Annotated in this window: 17 protein-coding genes; 8 read left to right on the forward strand and 9 right to left on the reverse strand. The window is 64.0% G+C overall.

The annotated features are described in order from the left end of the window. Nucleotides 1-99 precede the first annotated feature (99 nt). Both PVZ80_RS15540 and PVZ80_RS15545 read left to right on the forward strand, forming a co-directional pair. On the forward strand, nt 100-807 hold the full coding sequence (locus tag PVZ80_RS15540) for a winged helix-turn-helix domain-containing protein (protein WP_009048522.1): 708 nt from the start codon (nt 100-102) through the stop codon (nt 805-807). Then, nucleotides 808-2091, forward strand: a complete 1284-nt coding sequence (locus PVZ80_RS15545) for an ATP-binding protein (protein ID WP_110175137.1) — start codon at nt 808-810, stop codon at nt 2089-2091. 179 nt (nt 2092-2270) lie between these two features. Here the strand turns inward: PVZ80_RS15545 and PVZ80_RS15550 are convergent, their stop codons facing one another. From PVZ80_RS15550 to PVZ80_RS15560, 3 genes are all read right to left on the reverse strand, one after another. Beyond that, nucleotides 2271-3086: a MipA/OmpV family protein gene (locus PVZ80_RS15550; RefSeq protein WP_028682702.1), complete on the reverse strand. Its 816-nt coding sequence runs from the start codon at nt 3084-3086 to the stop codon at nt 2271-2273. A gap of 6 nt (nt 3087-3092) precedes the next feature. After that, nucleotides 3093-3344: a hypothetical protein gene (locus tag PVZ80_RS15555; protein WP_124299159.1), complete on the reverse strand. Its 252-nt coding sequence runs from the start codon at nt 3342-3344 to the stop codon at nt 3093-3095. Nucleotides 3345-3448: 104 nt separating this feature from the next. Continuing rightward, the gene (locus PVZ80_RS15560; protein WP_009048526.1) at nt 3449-3934 is read right to left on the reverse strand and encodes a GFA family protein; all 486 of its coding nucleotides are present in this window, start codon (nt 3932-3934) and stop codon (nt 3449-3451) included. A 147-nt stretch (nt 3935-4081) separates the two neighbouring features. Between PVZ80_RS15560 and PVZ80_RS15565 the strand changes: the two genes are divergently transcribed. Continuing rightward, on the forward strand, nt 4082-4372 hold the full coding sequence (locus tag PVZ80_RS15565) for a double zinc ribbon domain-containing protein (protein WP_273864167.1): 291 nt from the start codon (nt 4082-4084) through the stop codon (nt 4370-4372). Between the two features lie 7 nt (nt 4373-4379). Here the strand turns inward: PVZ80_RS15565 and PVZ80_RS15570 are convergent, their stop codons facing one another. Next, nucleotides 4380-4946 (reverse strand): GNAT family N-acetyltransferase, encoded by a 567-nt coding sequence (locus PVZ80_RS15570; RefSeq protein WP_038631845.1) that lies wholly within the window; start codon nt 4944-4946, stop codon nt 4380-4382. 132 nt (nt 4947-5078) lie between these two features. Further along, nucleotides 5079-5966, reverse strand: a complete 888-nt coding sequence (locus tag PVZ80_RS15575; protein WP_016701834.1) for a LysR family transcriptional regulator — start codon at nt 5964-5966, stop codon at nt 5079-5081. Between the two features lie 136 nt (nt 5967-6102). On the opposite strand from PVZ80_RS15575, the gene PVZ80_RS15580 reads away from it, so the two are divergent. From PVZ80_RS15580 to PVZ80_RS15600, 5 genes are all read left to right on the forward strand, one after another. After that, nucleotides 6103-6945 (forward strand): FAS1-like dehydratase domain-containing protein, encoded by an 843-nt coding sequence (locus PVZ80_RS15580; protein ID WP_177411698.1) that lies wholly within the window; start codon nt 6103-6105, stop codon nt 6943-6945. 21 nt (nt 6946-6966) lie between these two features. Then, a complete protein-coding gene (locus PVZ80_RS15585; RefSeq protein WP_273864168.1) occupies nt 6967-8130 on the forward strand; it encodes an acyl-CoA dehydrogenase family protein in 1164 nt (387 codons plus the stop codon). A gap of 10 nt (nt 8131-8140) precedes the next feature. Further along, complete coding sequence (locus PVZ80_RS15590) at nt 8141-9490, forward strand: MmgE/PrpD family protein (protein WP_273864169.1); 1350 nt, start codon at nt 8141-8143, stop codon at nt 9488-9490. A gap of 20 nt (nt 9491-9510) precedes the next feature. Beyond that, the gene (locus PVZ80_RS15595; RefSeq protein WP_273864170.1) at nt 9511-10716 is read left to right on the forward strand and encodes a CaiB/BaiF CoA transferase family protein; all 1206 of its coding nucleotides are present in this window, start codon (nt 9511-9513) and stop codon (nt 10714-10716) included. Nucleotides 10717-10933: 217 nt separating this feature from the next. Continuing rightward, nucleotides 10934-11749, forward strand: coding sequence for an HpcH/HpaI aldolase/citrate lyase family protein (locus PVZ80_RS15600; RefSeq protein ID WP_273864171.1), 816 nt, complete (start codon nt 10934-10936; stop codon nt 11747-11749). Nucleotides 11750-11771: 22 nt separating this feature from the next. On the opposite strand, the gene PVZ80_RS15605 is transcribed toward PVZ80_RS15600, so the two are convergent. The 4 genes from PVZ80_RS15605 to PVZ80_RS15620 form a co-directional block, all read right to left on the reverse strand. Then, a complete protein-coding gene (locus PVZ80_RS15605) occupies nt 11772-12428 on the reverse strand; it encodes a DUF2931 family protein (protein WP_273864172.1) in 657 nt (218 codons plus the stop codon). 75 nt (nt 12429-12503) lie between these two features. Continuing rightward, nucleotides 12504-13157, reverse strand: a complete 654-nt coding sequence (locus PVZ80_RS15610; protein WP_273864173.1) for a DUF2931 family protein — start codon at nt 13155-13157, stop codon at nt 12504-12506. Nucleotides 13158-13231: 74 nt separating this feature from the next. Then, the gene (locus tag PVZ80_RS15615) at nt 13232-13885 is read right to left on the reverse strand and encodes a DUF2931 family protein (RefSeq protein ID WP_101282281.1); all 654 of its coding nucleotides are present in this window, start codon (nt 13883-13885) and stop codon (nt 13232-13234) included. Beyond that, nucleotides 13885-15453 (reverse strand): phospholipase effector Tle1 domain-containing protein, encoded by a 1569-nt coding sequence (locus PVZ80_RS15620; protein WP_273864174.1) that lies wholly within the window; start codon nt 15451-15453, stop codon nt 13885-13887. Before PVZ80_RS15620 ends, PVZ80_RS15615 begins: the two co-directional genes overlap by 1 nt. Between the last annotated feature and the right edge of the window lie 15 nt (nt 15454-15468).

A 15468-nucleotide genomic window follows, 5' to 3' on the forward strand; every position in this document is an offset into this window, starting at 1 on the left:
CGGCCATCTGGGCCGGTTTTTGCTGTCTGCCCTGGTCTCAGATTTATCCGATGCCGCCTATAATGCGCGCCCCAATTGTGCGCACTCAGACTGGTATTTATGGATAACCCGGGTCTTGGCAAAGTATTGCTGGTGGAAGATGACGAGAAGCTCGCCGGGCTGATCGCGCACTTCCTGTCCCAACACGGTTTCGAGGTCCTGACGGTACATCGTGGCGATGTGGCGCTGGCGGCCTTTCTCGAGTTCAAGCCGAAAATCGTCGTCCTCGACCTGATGCTGCCGGGCCAGAGCGGCCTGCACGTGTGCCGGGAGATCCGCAACGTGGCGGACACGCCCATCGTCATCCTCACCGCCAAGGAAGACGACCTGGACCATATCCTGGGCCTGGAGTCCGGCGCCGACGACTACGTGATCAAGCCGATCAAGCCGGCGGTGCTGCTGGCCCGCCTGCGCGCCCTGCAACGGCGCCAGTTGCCGGAGCCGACGGTGCGCGGCGCGCTGGAATTCGGCCGCCTGACCCTCGACCGCAGTTGCCGCGAAGTGCGCCTGGCCGGCGAGCCGATCGAGCTGACCACCATGGAGTTCGAGCTGCTGTGGCTGCTGGCCAGCTCGGCGGGCAAGATCCTCTCCCGCGACGACATCCTCAACCGCATGCGCGGCATCGCCTTCGACGGCCTCAACCGCAGCGTCGATGTCTACATCAGCAAGCTGCGCGGCAAACTCCAGGACAACCCTCGCGAGCCGGTGTGCATCAAGACCATCTGGGGCAAGGGCTATCTGTTCAATCCGTTCGCGTGGGAGCTCTAGATGCTGCGGCTGTTTCTGGGTTTGTACATTGTCCTGGCCATAGGTTTTGCCGGGGCGATCACCGCGGTCGATCACATCTTCACGGCCATCCTCGAAGACCCGCTGGAAGCCTACAACCGCGATGCGGTGCGCGGGCCGGCTTATAGCCTGGTGGAACAGTTGCGGCCGTTCGACAGCGCCGAGCGCGAACGGCAATTGCAGGCGTTGCAGCCGCATTACGGCTTGCAGTTGCGTCTGGTGAACGCCGACGCGCTGGGCCTGAGCGCCCGCGAACAGGCCTTGCTGGCCTCCAACCAGTTGGTGGTGCGGCAAGCGTTCACCGAGTTTATCGCCAGCATCGACCAGGGCCCGCAATTGCTCAGCATCAAGTTGCCGGAAGAGCCCTCGCTGACCCGCTTCTATACCACCGCGGCCTATTTTCTCCTCGCTACGCTGGTGGGCATCGTCCTGTATTTCTGGGTGCGCCCGCACTGGCGCGATCTGGAGCAACTGCGGCTGGCGGCCGAACGGTTCGGCGACAACGACCTGAGTACGCGCCTGCACCTGTCGCGGCGCTCGAACATTCGCGAGCTGGCCGAGCACTTCAACCGCATGGCCAGCCGCATCGAAGGCCTGATCGCCAATCAGCGCGAGCTGACCAACGCGGTGTCCCATGAGCTGCGCACGCCCATCGCCCGCCTGTCGTTCGAACTCGACCAGCTCAAGCAATCCGATCCGAAACACAACCGCGAGCTGATCGCCGACATGTACGCCGACCTCGGCGAGCTGGAGGAAATGGTTTCCGAACTGCTGACCTATGCCAGCCTGGAACACGGCGCCACGGTGATCAACCGCGAGACTATCCAGGCCCACAGCTGGCTCGACAGCGTGGTCGGCAGTGTCGCCCTGGAGGCGGAAGCGGCGGGGGTACAGATCCTGATCCGCGCCTGCGAGGTCGAGTGCATCAGCATCGAGCCGCGGTTCATGGCGCGGGCGGTGATCAACCTGCTGCGCAACGCCATTCGCTACGCCGAGCGGCGCGTCGAGGTGTCCCTGGTGCGGGTCGGGCAGGGTTATGAAGTCCAGGTCAACGACGACGGCCCGGGCGTGCCGGTGGAAGGACGCAAGAAAATCTTCGAGCCGTTCTCCCGGCTCGACGCCAGCCGCGACCGCCGCACCGGCGGCTTCGGCCTTGGCCTGGCGCTGGTGCGGCGGGTGTCGCAGTCCCACGGCGGCCAGGTCGAGGTGACGGATTCGCAGTGGGGCGGCGCGTCGTTTCGCATGACCTGGGCGCAGCTCGAGTAGCCCCGGCCCATAGGCACATACCCGCGGAATTGCGCATGCTTCTGTAGGAGCGCAGCTTGCGCGCGATGAACGATAACGCGGTGGATCAGGCGGTCCGCGTCGTGGTCATCGCGGGCAAGTCGGATCGCCGCCCGCTCGCTCCTACAGATGAATGTGTGCGTCAGAACGACCAACGCCGCTTAGAAGCTGTACTCCAGCGTGGTCGCCAGCGACGTCTGCATCCGCCGCTCGACAATCGGGCTGTCCGCCGCCTCCCGCCCCAGGTACTGCAGCGCCAGTACCGTCGACACGTTCATCTGTTCGCTGACCGGCACTGTCCAGGTCAGGTCGCCGCCCCGGCTGAGAAAGCCGCCCTTGGGGCGATAGGCTGCGAAACGGGTCCTGCCGGCCTGGGCCGCGCTGACGCCATACCAGGTGCGCAGGTAGTCGCCGTCACCGAACTGGCTGTTGAGGCTGCCTTCGAGGCGGCCGTAGCGGCCTTCATACAGCGTGCTGCCGATGCTCAGTTGCAGGTGGTTGTAGGCCGAGCCGGTGTCCGGGTCGTCATTCTTCTTCAGCGCATGCTGCAGCGTGGCCCCGAGCTCCACGGCGCCCAGGGTGTAGCCCAGGTGGGCGCCGAACTGCGCGCGGGACTTGATCGAGCCCATGCCGGCCAGATGGTCCGAACCCTTGTAGCCGCTCTTGCGGTCCTTGCGTGCTTCGCTGGGGCCGACCCAGGTGCTGAACGCCAGGTCGCCCCATTCATGGCCCCAGCCAAGGCCCTGCTCGGTATTGAGGAACACCCCGTAGGGGCTGACGATTGCGCCGCCCAGGATCGGCGCGACTGTGCGTTCGTCGCTGCCGCTGTAGCGCGGCAGGCTGGCGGCGCCGGCTTGTAGTTGGTATTGCCAGTCCGCGGCGTAGAGCGGGCCGCTGGACGTCAGCAGGCACAGCGAAGCCAGAGGCAGCGCAGCAAGGGACAGGCACAAGGTTTTCGGACGGATCGAGGTCTTCATCGGCGGCTAGAAACTCAGCAGGGTGTGGGAATGGTCGTTGGGGGTGGAATAGGAGCTGCCCAGGCCATCGCGCGGTCGCTGGGCGACCTTGCGCGCCGGGGCGACAGGAGCCGGTTCGGCGCGCAGGGCGGTCTCGGGTGGCGTGGCGATCTCAGGCGGCGGTTCGACGCTGGGCGTCGGGGCCGTGGGCGGCGTGCCCTGGCAGCTGAGGCCACCGAGCAGCACACCGATGAAGAGCGTGAAGAACCGACCGTACATGACGCACCCGTGGGGAAATGGATGCGCTCATGCTAGGGACGCGGGCGCGGGCAATCTTTGGCAGCTTTGTCGCAAAACTGTCAAAGACTGTGAATGCCCGGCGCTTAGCGTTGCAGGTCCAGGCGCTCATGCCACTGAGCGATGGACTCCTCGGGGTAGTGGGCGAATTGCAGGTCGTGGGGATGCCAGTCGATTTCCACCCAGGGCGCCCTGGAGTCGAGCATCAGGTGGGTGTGTTCCGGCGGTATCGGCAACGGTGTGTCGATGGCCGAGGCAAAGGGATGGATCAGTTCCGGCCACTGCGGGCTGAACAGCCACAACCCGGAGCCGCAGCGGCTGCAGAAATGCCGTTCGGCGCTGCTGCGCCGGGCGCGTTTGCCGGGTTCCCTGAGCAGCGCGTGGTAGATCGAGATGTGCTGGCGGCCGCGGACTTTCAGGCTGGCGGCATCGCCGCCGAGGTTGATCGCATACCCACCGCCGCCCTGGGTCTTGCGGCAGATCGAGCAGTAGCAGCGTTGATAAGGGTAGGGGTGGGCGCTGTTCAGGCTGAAGTGGACAGCGCCGCAATGGCAGGAACCTTCGAGTTGCATGACGACCTCCGACGATCCATGGGCTATGACCGTCAGCCTAGCCGCTGTCGGCTGGAGCGTTCGCCATGGGCGCTGGTCGGCGCCGGGTTGACCCTGTAGCTACTTCAGGCTTTTTACTGTCGACTCCCTTTATCAGGAGTGATCGACATGAGCTTTCTTGAGCGTTTGCTGGGCGGCCATCGGGGCCGTGGGCATGGCGGTTATCAGGGTGGGCACCACAGTAATGGGCATGGCAGCGGGCATGGCCAGCGCGCAGGTGGCGCAGTGCCGCCCGCGGGCGGCCCGCTGTGTCCGGACTGCGGGGCGAACAATGCGGCCAAGGCGCGTTTTTGCCAGCAATGCGGGACTTCGTTGCAGCCGGCCGCGTGCCGCCAGTGCGGCAGCACGCTGGCCGCCGGTGCGCGGTTTTGTGCGCAGTGTGGCGGGGCGGCGGGCTGAGGCTGGCTTACAGCGCCAGGTGGTAGCGGACCTGGGTCGCATCGTCCGGGTCGATGGCGCGACTGAAGCCCAGGGTCGCCGACAGTTCGCGCATGCGGTGGTTGGCGGGGCAATCCAGGGAGTACATCTGCTTGAAGCCCTGGTCCTTGGCCCGGGCGATCAGGTGGCGCATGAGCAAGGCGTCCAGGCCCTGGTGCTGCCACTCGTCGGCCACGGTCACGGCAAATTCACAGGTGTCCGCGTCCGCGCCGATGGTGGCGTAGCGGCTGATGCCGATTTCCCGCAGCGAGCCGTTGTCGTGGACCAGCGCCACGTAAGCCACGCGCTCGCTGCCGTCGACGTCCATCAGCTGGCTGAGCAGGGCCTCGCCGACTTCCTTGACTTCCCCGAGGAAGCGGTGGTGCCGGGTGGTCGGCGAGAGGTTCTCGATAAAGGCCTTTTCCCGGTCGCGGTCTTCGGCGCGCAGCGGGCGGATCAGCACCGGGCTGCCGTCGTTGAGGGCGTCTATCCAGTGTTCGCCTTTCTGTTGAGCGAAGGCGGCCAGGGCAGGCGTATGGATGGCGGTGCTGGTCATGGGCAAGTCTCCGTGAAGGTGCAGAGGATTGCCTGAACATTCACACCTGTCAGGCGCCAGGCCCTTGATTCAGGTCAACGCGCCGCGGTGTCGCGGAGGGTTTTGCGCCAGGAGGCAGGTTGGCCGCGACCATCAGGCCTCGGGCATCAAGGTGGCGATCAGCGCCCGCACCGTGCCGGGCAGGGCCTCCAGTTCACGGACGATGATGCTGCGTTCGCGTACCGCCCAGGCCTCGTCGAGTTTCACCGTCACCAGCTGCATGGTGTGGCTGTGCCGGATGGCGGCCGACTCGGGAATGATGCCGATACCGACGCCGGCCTCGACCATGCGGCACACCGCTTCGAAGCTCGACACCTGGATCCGCAGCGACAGCTGCTTGCCGGTGCGCTCCACGTGTTCGCGCAAAAAACTCAGCAAGGTGCTGCCTTCGTGCAGGCCGATGTGCTGGTAGGCCAGGGTCTGCTCCAGGGTCACCGCCGGCTGTGTCGCCAGCGGGTGGTCGACCGGCAGGATCAGCACCAGGTGGTCGGTGCTGAAATGCAGGACCTGCAGGCCGCTGGCTTCCACCGGGCCGGCGATGATGCCCATGTCGGCGGTGCCGTCGAGCACGCCACGCACGATGTCCCGGGACAGGCGCTCCTGCAGGTCCACCGTGACCCCCGGGCGTTTCGACAGAAAGCCGGCGAGGATCTCCGGGAGGAACTCGGTGACCGCCGTGGTGTTGGCGAAGATGCGCATATGCCCGGTGGAATCGCCGCCGTATTGGGTGAACTCGCTTTTCAGGTAGTCCACCTGGCGCATGATCAGCCGCGCATGCTGCAACAGGCGCTCGCCCGCCGGGGTGACTTCGACGCCGCGGCTGTCGCGGTACAGCAGGCGGGTCTCGAGCTGGCTTTCCAGGGCCTTGATCCGCGCGCTGGCCGCCGCCGGCGAGAGAAAGGCGCGCTTGGCGCCCTGGGTCAGGCTCGGCGATTCGGCGATATGGATAAACAGGCGCAGGTCGGCCAGATCGAAATGCATGGGCGGCTCCTGGGAGGGAAGAGGGGCAAAGCGGCGTTCAGCATAACCGAACGCCGGTTTATTGAAATGCAAATTCTCAGAACGCACAGCGGCTTGCATGATCGGGCGCACCACCACTGCAACAGGACCCGACCCGATGAGCGTGACCGACCCCAGCGCCTGGATAGGCCGTAGCCAGCAAGCCCGAGACCTGCTCAGCGACAACCTGCTCAAGCGCATCGCCGCGACCTTTGGCGAACCCGTGCCGGCCCATGGCGAGGCCTTGCCGCCGCTGTGGCAATGGTGCTTTTTCCAGGAGCCGCTGGCCGAAAGCGCCCTGGGCGGCGACGGCCATCCGGCCCGTGGCGGCTTCCTGCCGCCGGCAGCCAATCGCAACCGCATGTGGGCCGGTGGCCGCCTGGAGTTCTTCGAGCCGTTGCGCGCCGGTTTCGCCGCCGACTGTGTGTCGACCATCAGCCATGTCGAGGAAAAGACCGGGCGCACCGGCGCGCTGCTGTTCGTCACGGTGCGCCATGAGTATTCCCAGGACGGTCGCCTGGCGATTCGCGAAGAGCAGGACATCGTCTACCGCGAGCCGACCCCGCCCAAGCAAGCCAGCGGCGAGCCACTGATCCAGGGCGACTGGCGCGAGCCTGTCGAGCCCAGCCCGACCCTGCTGTTCCGCTACAGCGCCGTGACCTTCAACGGCCATCGCATCCACTACGACTTTCCCTACGTCACCGAGACCGAAGGGTATCCGGGGCTGGTGGTGCACGGCCCATTGATCGCCACCCTCAGCCTGCGGGCGTTCTGCCGCGCCCATCCCGGGGCCCGGTTGCGGCGCTTCGCTTATCGCGGCCTGCGGCCGTTGATCGCGCCGCAGCCGTTCGAGGTCGGCGGGCGCATCGTCCGCCCCGGCGTCGCCGAACTCTGGGCCGGCAACGACGCCGGCCTGGCCCAGCGCGGCGAAGTGTTGTTCGACCCGATCCCACAACAATAACCACAGGCGGAGAGCCGTTCGATGAACCCCAGCAGCAATGAACAATTGAATGCCATCCGTGAAGGCGTGCGGGCCCTGTGCGCGGACTTTCCCGCCGAATACTGGCGCCGGATCGACGAGAAGAAGGGCTTCCCGCAAGCCTTTGTCAAAGCCATGACAGACGCCGGCTGGCTCTCGGCGATGATCCCCGAGCAGTACGGCGGTTCCGGCCTGGGCCTGGCCGAAGCCTCGGTGATCCTGGAAGAGGTGAACCGCTGCGGCGGCAACTCCGGCACCGTGCACGGGCAGATGTACAACATGTTCACCCTGTTGCGGCACGGCAGCGAAGCGCAAAAAAGCTGTTACCTGCCCAAGCTCGCCAGCGGCGAACTGCGCCTGCAATCGATGGGCGTCACCGAGCCCACCACCGGCACCGACACCACCAAGATCAAGACCACCGCGATCAAGCGCGGCGACAAGTACCTGATCAACGGGCAGAAGGTGTGGATCTCGCGCATCCAGCATTCCGACCTGATGATCCTGCTGGCGCGCACCACGCCGCTGGCCGAGGTCAAGAAGAAGTCCGAAGGCATGTCGATCTTCCTGGTCGACCTGCGCCAAGCCATCGGCCACGGCCTGACCGTGCAGCCGATCGCCAACATGGTCAACCACGAGACCAACGAGCTGTTCTTCGACAACCTGGAAATCCCCGCCGACAGCCTGATCGGTGAGGAAGGCAAGGGCTTCAAGTACATCCTCGATGGCCTCAACGCCGAGCGCACCCTGATTGCCGCCGAGTGCATCGGCGACGGCCGCTGGTTTATCGAGAAGGCCAGCCAGTACGCCCGCGACCGCGTGGTGTTCGGCCGGCCGATCGGGCAGAACCAGGGCGTGCAGTTCCCCATCGCCGAAGCCCATATCGAAATCGAGGCCGCCGACCTGATGCGCTGGCGCGCCTGCGAGGAATACGACAGCGGCCTGAACGCCGGGGCCAGTGCCAACATGGCCAAGTACCTGGCGGCCAAGGCCTCGTGGGAGGCGGCCAATGCCTGCCTGCAGACCCACGGCGGTTTCGGCTTCGCCAATGAGTACGACGTCGAGCGCAAGTTCCGCGAGACCCGCCTGTACCAGGTGGCGCCGATCTCCACCAACCTGATCCTGTCCTACGTCGCCGAGCACCTGCTCGAACTGCCGCGCAGCTTCTGAGGAACCGAGCATGAGCCATACCCAAGCCTTGGCCGGGTTCCTTGCCGGCCTGAGTTACCCGCAGCTGCCCGACAGCGTGCTGGCGCGCACTGAAGAGCTGTTCCTCGACTGGCTCGGCTCCGCCCTGGCCAGCCAGGGCGCGCATCCGATTCCGTTGTTCGAGCGTTACGCCCGGCATATGGGCCCGGCCGATGGCCCGGCGCGGATCCTGGTCAACGGCCGGGGTAGCTCGGCCTATTTCGCCGCCCTGGTGAACGCCGCGTCTTCCCATCTGGTGGAGCAGGACGACCTGCACAACAGCTCGGTGTTGCACCCGGCCACCGTGGTGTTCCCGGCGGCCCTGGCGGCGGCCCAGGACCTGGGCAAGTCCGGCCGCGAGCTGCTGCTGGCGGCGGTAGCCGGCTACGAGGCGGGGATCCGTATCGGCGAGTTCATGGGCCGTTCCCATTACCGGATCTTCCACACCACGGCCACCGTCGGCACCCTCGCCGCGGCCGTCGCGGTGGGCAAGCTGATGGACTTCGACCAGGCGCAGTTCATCAACCTGCTGGGCAGCGCCGGGACCCAGGCCGCCGGGCTCTGGGAGTTCTTGCGCGACGCCGCGGACTCCAAGCAGCTGCACACGGCCAAGGCCGCGGCTGACGGGCTGCTCGCCGCCTACCTGACCCGCGACGGGCTGACCGGCGCGCGCAATATTCTCGAAGGCGAGCAGGGCCTGGCCGCGGGCATGTCCTGGGATGCCGAGCCGAGCAGGCTGTCCGACCGGCTCGGCTCGCGTTGGGCCCTGCTGGAGACCTCGTTCAAGTTCCACGCCTCCTGCCGCCATACCCATCCGGCCGCCGATGCCTTGCTGGCGCTGATGCAGCGCGAAGGCCTCAGCCATGAACAGATCGCCCGGGTGGAAACCCGCGTGCACCAGGGCGCCATCGATGTGCTGGGGCGGGTGAGCGTGCCGCAGACCGTGCACCAGGCCAAGTTCTCCATGGGCACCGTGCTCGGCCTGATCGCCGTGCATGGCAAGGCCGGGCTGCCTGAGTTCCACGAGCTGGCGCTGAACGATCCGGCGGTGGCGACGTTTCGCGACAAGGTGTCGATGGTCCTCGATCCCGAGGTGGACCGGGCCTATCCGCAGCGCTGGCTTGGCCGGGTAGTGGTCATTACCGACGACGGTCGCACCTTGCACGGCGCCATCGACGAGCCCAAGGGCGATCCGGGCAACGGTCTGTCGCGGGCGGAGCTGGAAGACAAGTTCCAGCGCCTGCTGCGCTTCTCCGGCGCACGCACGGCGGAGCAGGGCGCGGCCCTGATCCGCCAGGTGTGGCACCTGCGCGACACCGCGCAACTGAACGAACTGCTTTGAGCCAGCCCCGAGGACGCTTTATGACAACCAACACCGCACAACCCCGGCCGCTGGACGGCATCACCGTGGTCAGCCTGGAACACGCCATTGCCGCGCCGTTCTGCACCCGCCAACTGGCCGACCTGGGCGCCCGGGTGATCAAGGTCGAGCGCCCCGGCAGCGGCGATTTCGCCCGCGGCTACGACGAGCGCGTGCGCGGCCTGGCCTCGCATTTCGTCTGGACCAACCGCTCCAAGGAAAGCCTGACCCTGGACCTCAAGCAGGACGCCGCCGGCGACATTCTGCAAAGCCTGCTTGCCCAGGCCGACGTGCTGGTGCAGAACCTCGCGCCGGGCGCGGCGGCGCGCATGGGCCTGTCGTTCGAGGCGCTGCATCAGCGTTTTCCGCGGCTGATCGTCTGTGACATTTCCGGGTATGGCGAGGGTGGCCCCTATGAGAAGAAAAAGGCCTATGACCTGCTGATCCAGAGCGAGGGCGGGTTCCTGTCGGTGACCGGCGGCCCGGGCGAGGAGCAACTGGCCAAGGCCGGCTGCTCGATCGCCGACATCGCCGCCGGCATGTACGCCTACAGCGGCATCCTTTCGGCGCTGTTGCTGCGCGGCAGGACCGGGCAGGGCAGCCGCATCGACGTGAGCATGCTGGAAAGCCTGGTGGAATGGATGGGCTACCCGATGTACTACGCCTTCGACGGCGCGCCGCCACCGCCCCGGGCCGGCGCGGCGCACTCGACCATCTACCCCTACGGGCCGTTTCCGGCGGGGGACGGCGGCACCGTGATGCTCGGCTTGCAGAACGAGCGCGAATGGGCGGCGTTCTGCGACAAGGTGCTGTTGTTGCCGGAGCTGGCCGGCGACGAGCGCTTCTCGGCCAACTTCAAGCGCTCGGCCAATCGCGAGGCGCTGCGCCAGATCATTGTCGACAGCTTCGCCCGGCTGACGGTGGAGGCGGTGATCGAGCGGCTGGAGCAGGCGCAGATCGCCAGTGCCCGGGTCAACGATATGCAGGGCGTGTGGCAGCACCCGCAACTCAAGGCCCGCGACGGCTGGCGCGAGGTGGACAGCCCGGCCGGCAAGCTGCCGTCGCTGCTGCCGCCGGCGCGCAACGCCGCGTTCGAACCGCGCATGGACGGCGTCCCGGCGCTGGGCCAGCACAGCGGCGCGATCCTCGCCGAACTGGGCCTGTCCAACGAGGCCATCGAACAGCTGCAGGCCAATGGTGTGATCTGAGATCTGCAGGCTTGCACGGCTTCTGTAGGAGCAGCCGGTCGACGCTCGATTGCTGGCGATGGGGCCCTTGGGGGTTGCATCGATCTTGCGGGCCTCATCGCGGGCAAGTCGGATCGCCGCCCGCTCGCTCCTACAGAAGAGGAAATCTGTCGTGGCCTGGTGTCCGGGGCGCGATAACACGGTCTGTGGACCTGGTATTTATTACAAGGAATTCAACATGCCCAACCCTATTGTCCGTTCTGCCTTGTTCGTGCCGGGCAGCCGTCCCGAGCGTTTCGGCAAGGCCCTGGCCAGCGGCGCCGATGCGGTGATCGTCGATTTCGAGGACGCCGTGGAAGAGCCGCTCAAGCGCCAGGCCCGGGACAACCTCGAGCAGTTCCTCAGCAGCCAGCCCCAGGTCAGGCTGTGGGTACGGATCAATGCCCCGGGACATGCCGAGCATGCCGCCGACCTGGCGTTCTGCAAGCGTCACGCCGGGGTCGTCGGCATCCTGCTGCCCAAGGTCGAAAGCGCCGCCCAGGTGGCGACCGTGGCGGCTACTGGCAAGCAGATCTGGCCGATCATCGAAAGCGCGTGCGGGCTACTGGCCCTGGCGGAAATCGCCCGGGCTCCTGCGGTGCAGCGCCTGTCCTTCGGTGGCCTGGACCTGGCGCTGGACCTTAACCTCAGCAGCGGTTCGGCGGCGGCGCAGTTCGCCCTGGACCAGGCGCGGCTGGCGCTGATCCTGCATTCGCGCGCCGCCGGGTTGGTCGCGCCGCTGGATGGCGTGCACCCGGCCATCGACGATCCGCAAGGTTTGCGCCACTCCATCCGCCACGCCTACGAAATGGGCTTCGGCGGCGCCTTGTGCATCCACCCGAAACAGGTGCCGGTGATCCACCAGGCCCTGGCCCCCAGCGCCGAGGACCTGGCCTGGGCGCAACGGGTGGTGGACGCCGGCAGCCACGGCGCTGGCGCCTACCAGATCGACGGCCAGATGGTCGATGCGCCGGTATTGCTGCGAGCGCAGCGACTGCTGGCGCTGAACCCGTGACAGCCGCAACCTGGTCGGCGCGTTACCAACTGCCATAGGGAATGCCATATTTCTCTATGTAGCGTTTGGAACTCTCGGACAGGGGGTAATAGTGCCCGTTTGATTTGCCCAGGTGCGGTCCCAGCGGTTCAATCTCAGCTTGCGCACGGGCGACTTTGACCGTGTTGCGGCATTCATCTCTGACCCAGACTTGTACGATGCCACCGGGGGCCAGGCCTAAATAGAGCGATGCCATATAGCGAGCAGTCTGATGCGGAGTTTCCGGGCAGCGTCGGTTGGTCGAGGTAGTCATGATTTTCCGGGCCTCTTCTGGAATATCCACCCATGCCCGATAGGCCTGTGGCTCTACGACCGATTGCCAGCGTACGAAAATGCGCTTGGGCAAGTCAGCGCCAACCACTGACTTAGCGCTACCTCCACCCCCACCACCCCATCCTCTGGCCCACTCTTTGTTGTAACCCATATCTCCACCCGCAGCGGAACCGCCGCCAGTACGACGGAATAGCTTGCCGTTGATATCTTCAACGGCGCTGTCTTCAACCCAAACTTTCATATAGAACGGCTCGATGAAGCCAAGCTCCCACCAAGGATCTTTGGGGTCGTTTTTTCCGGATAGGGGGTCGCTGGCCTGACAGCCAGTCAACAGCAGTGCGCCCAGCAGGGCGATGAATACTCTCATTACCAAAGCGTCCAGTCAGGTACGTGAGGGGACGTGATTGTTGAGCAGCGCACTTCGATACCAGAAGGGCTCTGTCTACCAACTGCCATAGGGAATGCCATATTTCTCTATGTAGCGTTTGGATTTTTCACGGATCTTGTAGGCGTAACGCCCATTGTTTTTGCCTTGACTCGGTCCTAATGGTTCAACTTCTGCTTGGGCGCGGGCGACTTTGATCGGGTGATGACATTCATCTCTTATCCAGACCTGAACAATGCCGCCTGGAGCCAGCCCCAGATTGACCGAGGCCATATAGCTGGCGGTTTGCTGTGGCGTTTCCGGGCACCGACGGGCCGTGCTCTTGCGCATGATCTGTCGGGCCTCTTCCGGGATATCGACCCATACCCGATAGGTTTGCGGTTCAACCACCGATTGCCAGCGCACGAAAATGCGTTTGGGCAGGTCGGCACCCACCACGGATTTGCCATCGATACCAACTCCGTCCCAGCCTCTGGCCCATTCCTTTTCGTAACCAGGGCGGCCACCCGCAGCAGTCCCACCAGTGCGGTAAAACTGTTTTCCGTTGATGTCCTCTACCGTGCTGTCTTCAACCCAGACTTTCATGTAATAGGGTTCGGTAAATCCAAGTTCCCACCAAGGGTTTTTGGGGTCGTTTTTTCCTGAAAGTGGGTCGCTGGCCTGGCAGCTAGTCAACAGCAGTGCACCCAGCAGGGCGATGAATACTCTCATTACCAAAGCGTCCAGTCAGGTACGTGAGGGAACGTGATTATTGAGCAGCGCTTCGATATCAGAAGGGGATCTGCCTACCAACTGCCATAGGGAATGCCATATTTCTCTATGTACCGCTTGGAGTTCTCGGACTGGGGGTAATAGCGCCCGTTTGATTTACCCAGGTGCGGTCCCAGCGGTTCAACTTCAGCTTGGACACGGGCGACTTTGATCGGGCGGTAGCATTCGTCTCTTACCCAAACCTGAATGATTCCTCCGGGGGCAAGACCCAAATAAAGGGATGCCAGATAAGAAGAGCCACGTTTGGGGTACAAGGCGCAACGTCGGGCGGTCGCCTTGCGCATAATCTGTAGGGCTTCTTCCGGGATATCCACCCAAGCCCGATAAGTCTGTGGCTCTACCACAGATTGCCAGCGGACAAAGATGCGCTTGGGAAGATCAGCCCCTACCACCGGCTTGCCGGTATCTCCGACGCCATCCCAACCTCTGGCCCATTCCTTGTCATAGCCTGGGTTGCCACCAGCAGCAGAACCACCGCCAGTCCGGCGAAACAGTATGCCGTTGATATCCTCTACCGCTGTGTCTTCAACCCATACCTTCATGTAATACGGCTCAGTGAAGTTGAGGCTCCACCAAGGCAAGTGAGGATCATTCTTTCCGGATAGCGGGTCACTGGCCTGACAGCCAGTCAATAGCAGTGCGCCCAGTAGGGCGATGAATACTCTCATTACCAAAGCGTCCAGTCAGGTACGTGAGGGTGTTGCACTCGCACGGCATCCGCCGTGGGGGCGTTGATGTATACGACTTTAAGGCTGCCGCCATCCTGTTTGCCAAGCGGGTGGTTCCAGTGGGCCGAGAGATGGATATAACGCAGCTTGAGCATGGTCTCCTCGGCTGGAGTCGTACTGTAGTCACCGGCGACAAATCTGTCACAAAGGGCTTGAAGCTCTTGCGGGATGGCGTAATCCGGATCTTGTTCGTCGATAGTGTTGAAGCGTACGCCGTTTTCCTTGGCCAACTCATACATCACACGGAGATACACCCTCGATAGTCTGTTGCTCATCGGGCGCTTGAGCTGCAGGCCGGCATACACGCGTTTTTGTCGTAAACCGAGGCGATCCTGTGGCAGAACCATCGGTTCCGGTATGACGATCTCCAGCCATTGTGCGGGCCAGCCCTTGGCCAACCAGCGTTTTCTTGTCTGGGCCGCTTCCCGGTAAATCGAGGTCTGGGTCACGTCAGTATTGATTGGCACTTCCAGCGCTTGCATCGGACTGACCAGGACACACTCCTGCACCTCATCCAGATAACCGCCGCCGATATCCGAGTGTGCGCCGGGCAGGGTGATTTCCATGTGGTCGGGTTTGACCCGGCTCAGGGCAAAGTTGGCGCGGTACTCGTCGCGGGCAACCAACTGGACGACTGAGCGAAAGTAGCGACGGTCGAGGTGCAGCTTGATACCTGGAGCAATGGCGCTGCGTACATTACCCAGATTGCTCAGCCCGGCAACCGACGGCACTGTATCGAACAGGCCGATGAAGCCCATGTCTAGGTCGTTACCGTATTGCCGGTTGAAGCGGGGGCTGAAAGCATTGGAGTGGTCGTACAAAATCAACTCGAGTGGCCCGAGCCAGCGTACGACTTCATTGGCGAAATGTCGGGCCGCCGCGGCGCCACGGCTAAAACCGAAGGTGTCAAAGATTAGCGAAGCAATTTCACAGTCAGGGTTTTCTTGCTGGAAGTTCTGAATGATCACTTTTATGTGTTCAAACGATTGTCGTACCCGTCCAGTCACGCCTGTATTTCCACGCCCTGTGCCAGAGACGATCAAGCTGTCCTTCTCTCCAGTCTGAGTGCCAATACCCTCGACATAGATTGAGCGGAAAGCCCGCTTTTGCAGGCCGTCTCCTTCAGCTCTCTGGTTGGAAAAGTACAAATCACTCAACCGCTTAACATTACTCACATCATTCCCATAACTGCTCTCCGGATCCCTCATATACGGCTTGCAACTGCCATAAATATCCCTGGCTTCGATAGGATTCTGCGCCCCGCAAATCTGGCCCATGGCCGAGTTGCTGGCGTTGTTGCCGGTGCCATCAAAGAACACACCGATGCGCAGCGCCACCTGGACCTTTTCAGGTGGTGGTGCGGGCTCTTTGGCGTATTTCTCGTACTGGGCCCAGAGCTGTTCGCCGTAGCTGGGTTGTTCGGTCTCGGCGGAGCGTTCAGCAGAGTGCTGGTTGGGGTTGGCGGGCCGAAGAAGGCTGGGCATTGGCCCGGGTCCGTTGCTGGCCATGGGTGGTCCTGGTTC

This window comes from Pseudomonas sp. B3G-3 (genome assembly GCF_028640915.1).
GTDB lineage: Bacteria > Pseudomonadota > Gammaproteobacteria > Pseudomonadales > Pseudomonadaceae > Aquipseudomonas > Aquipseudomonas chlororaphis_I.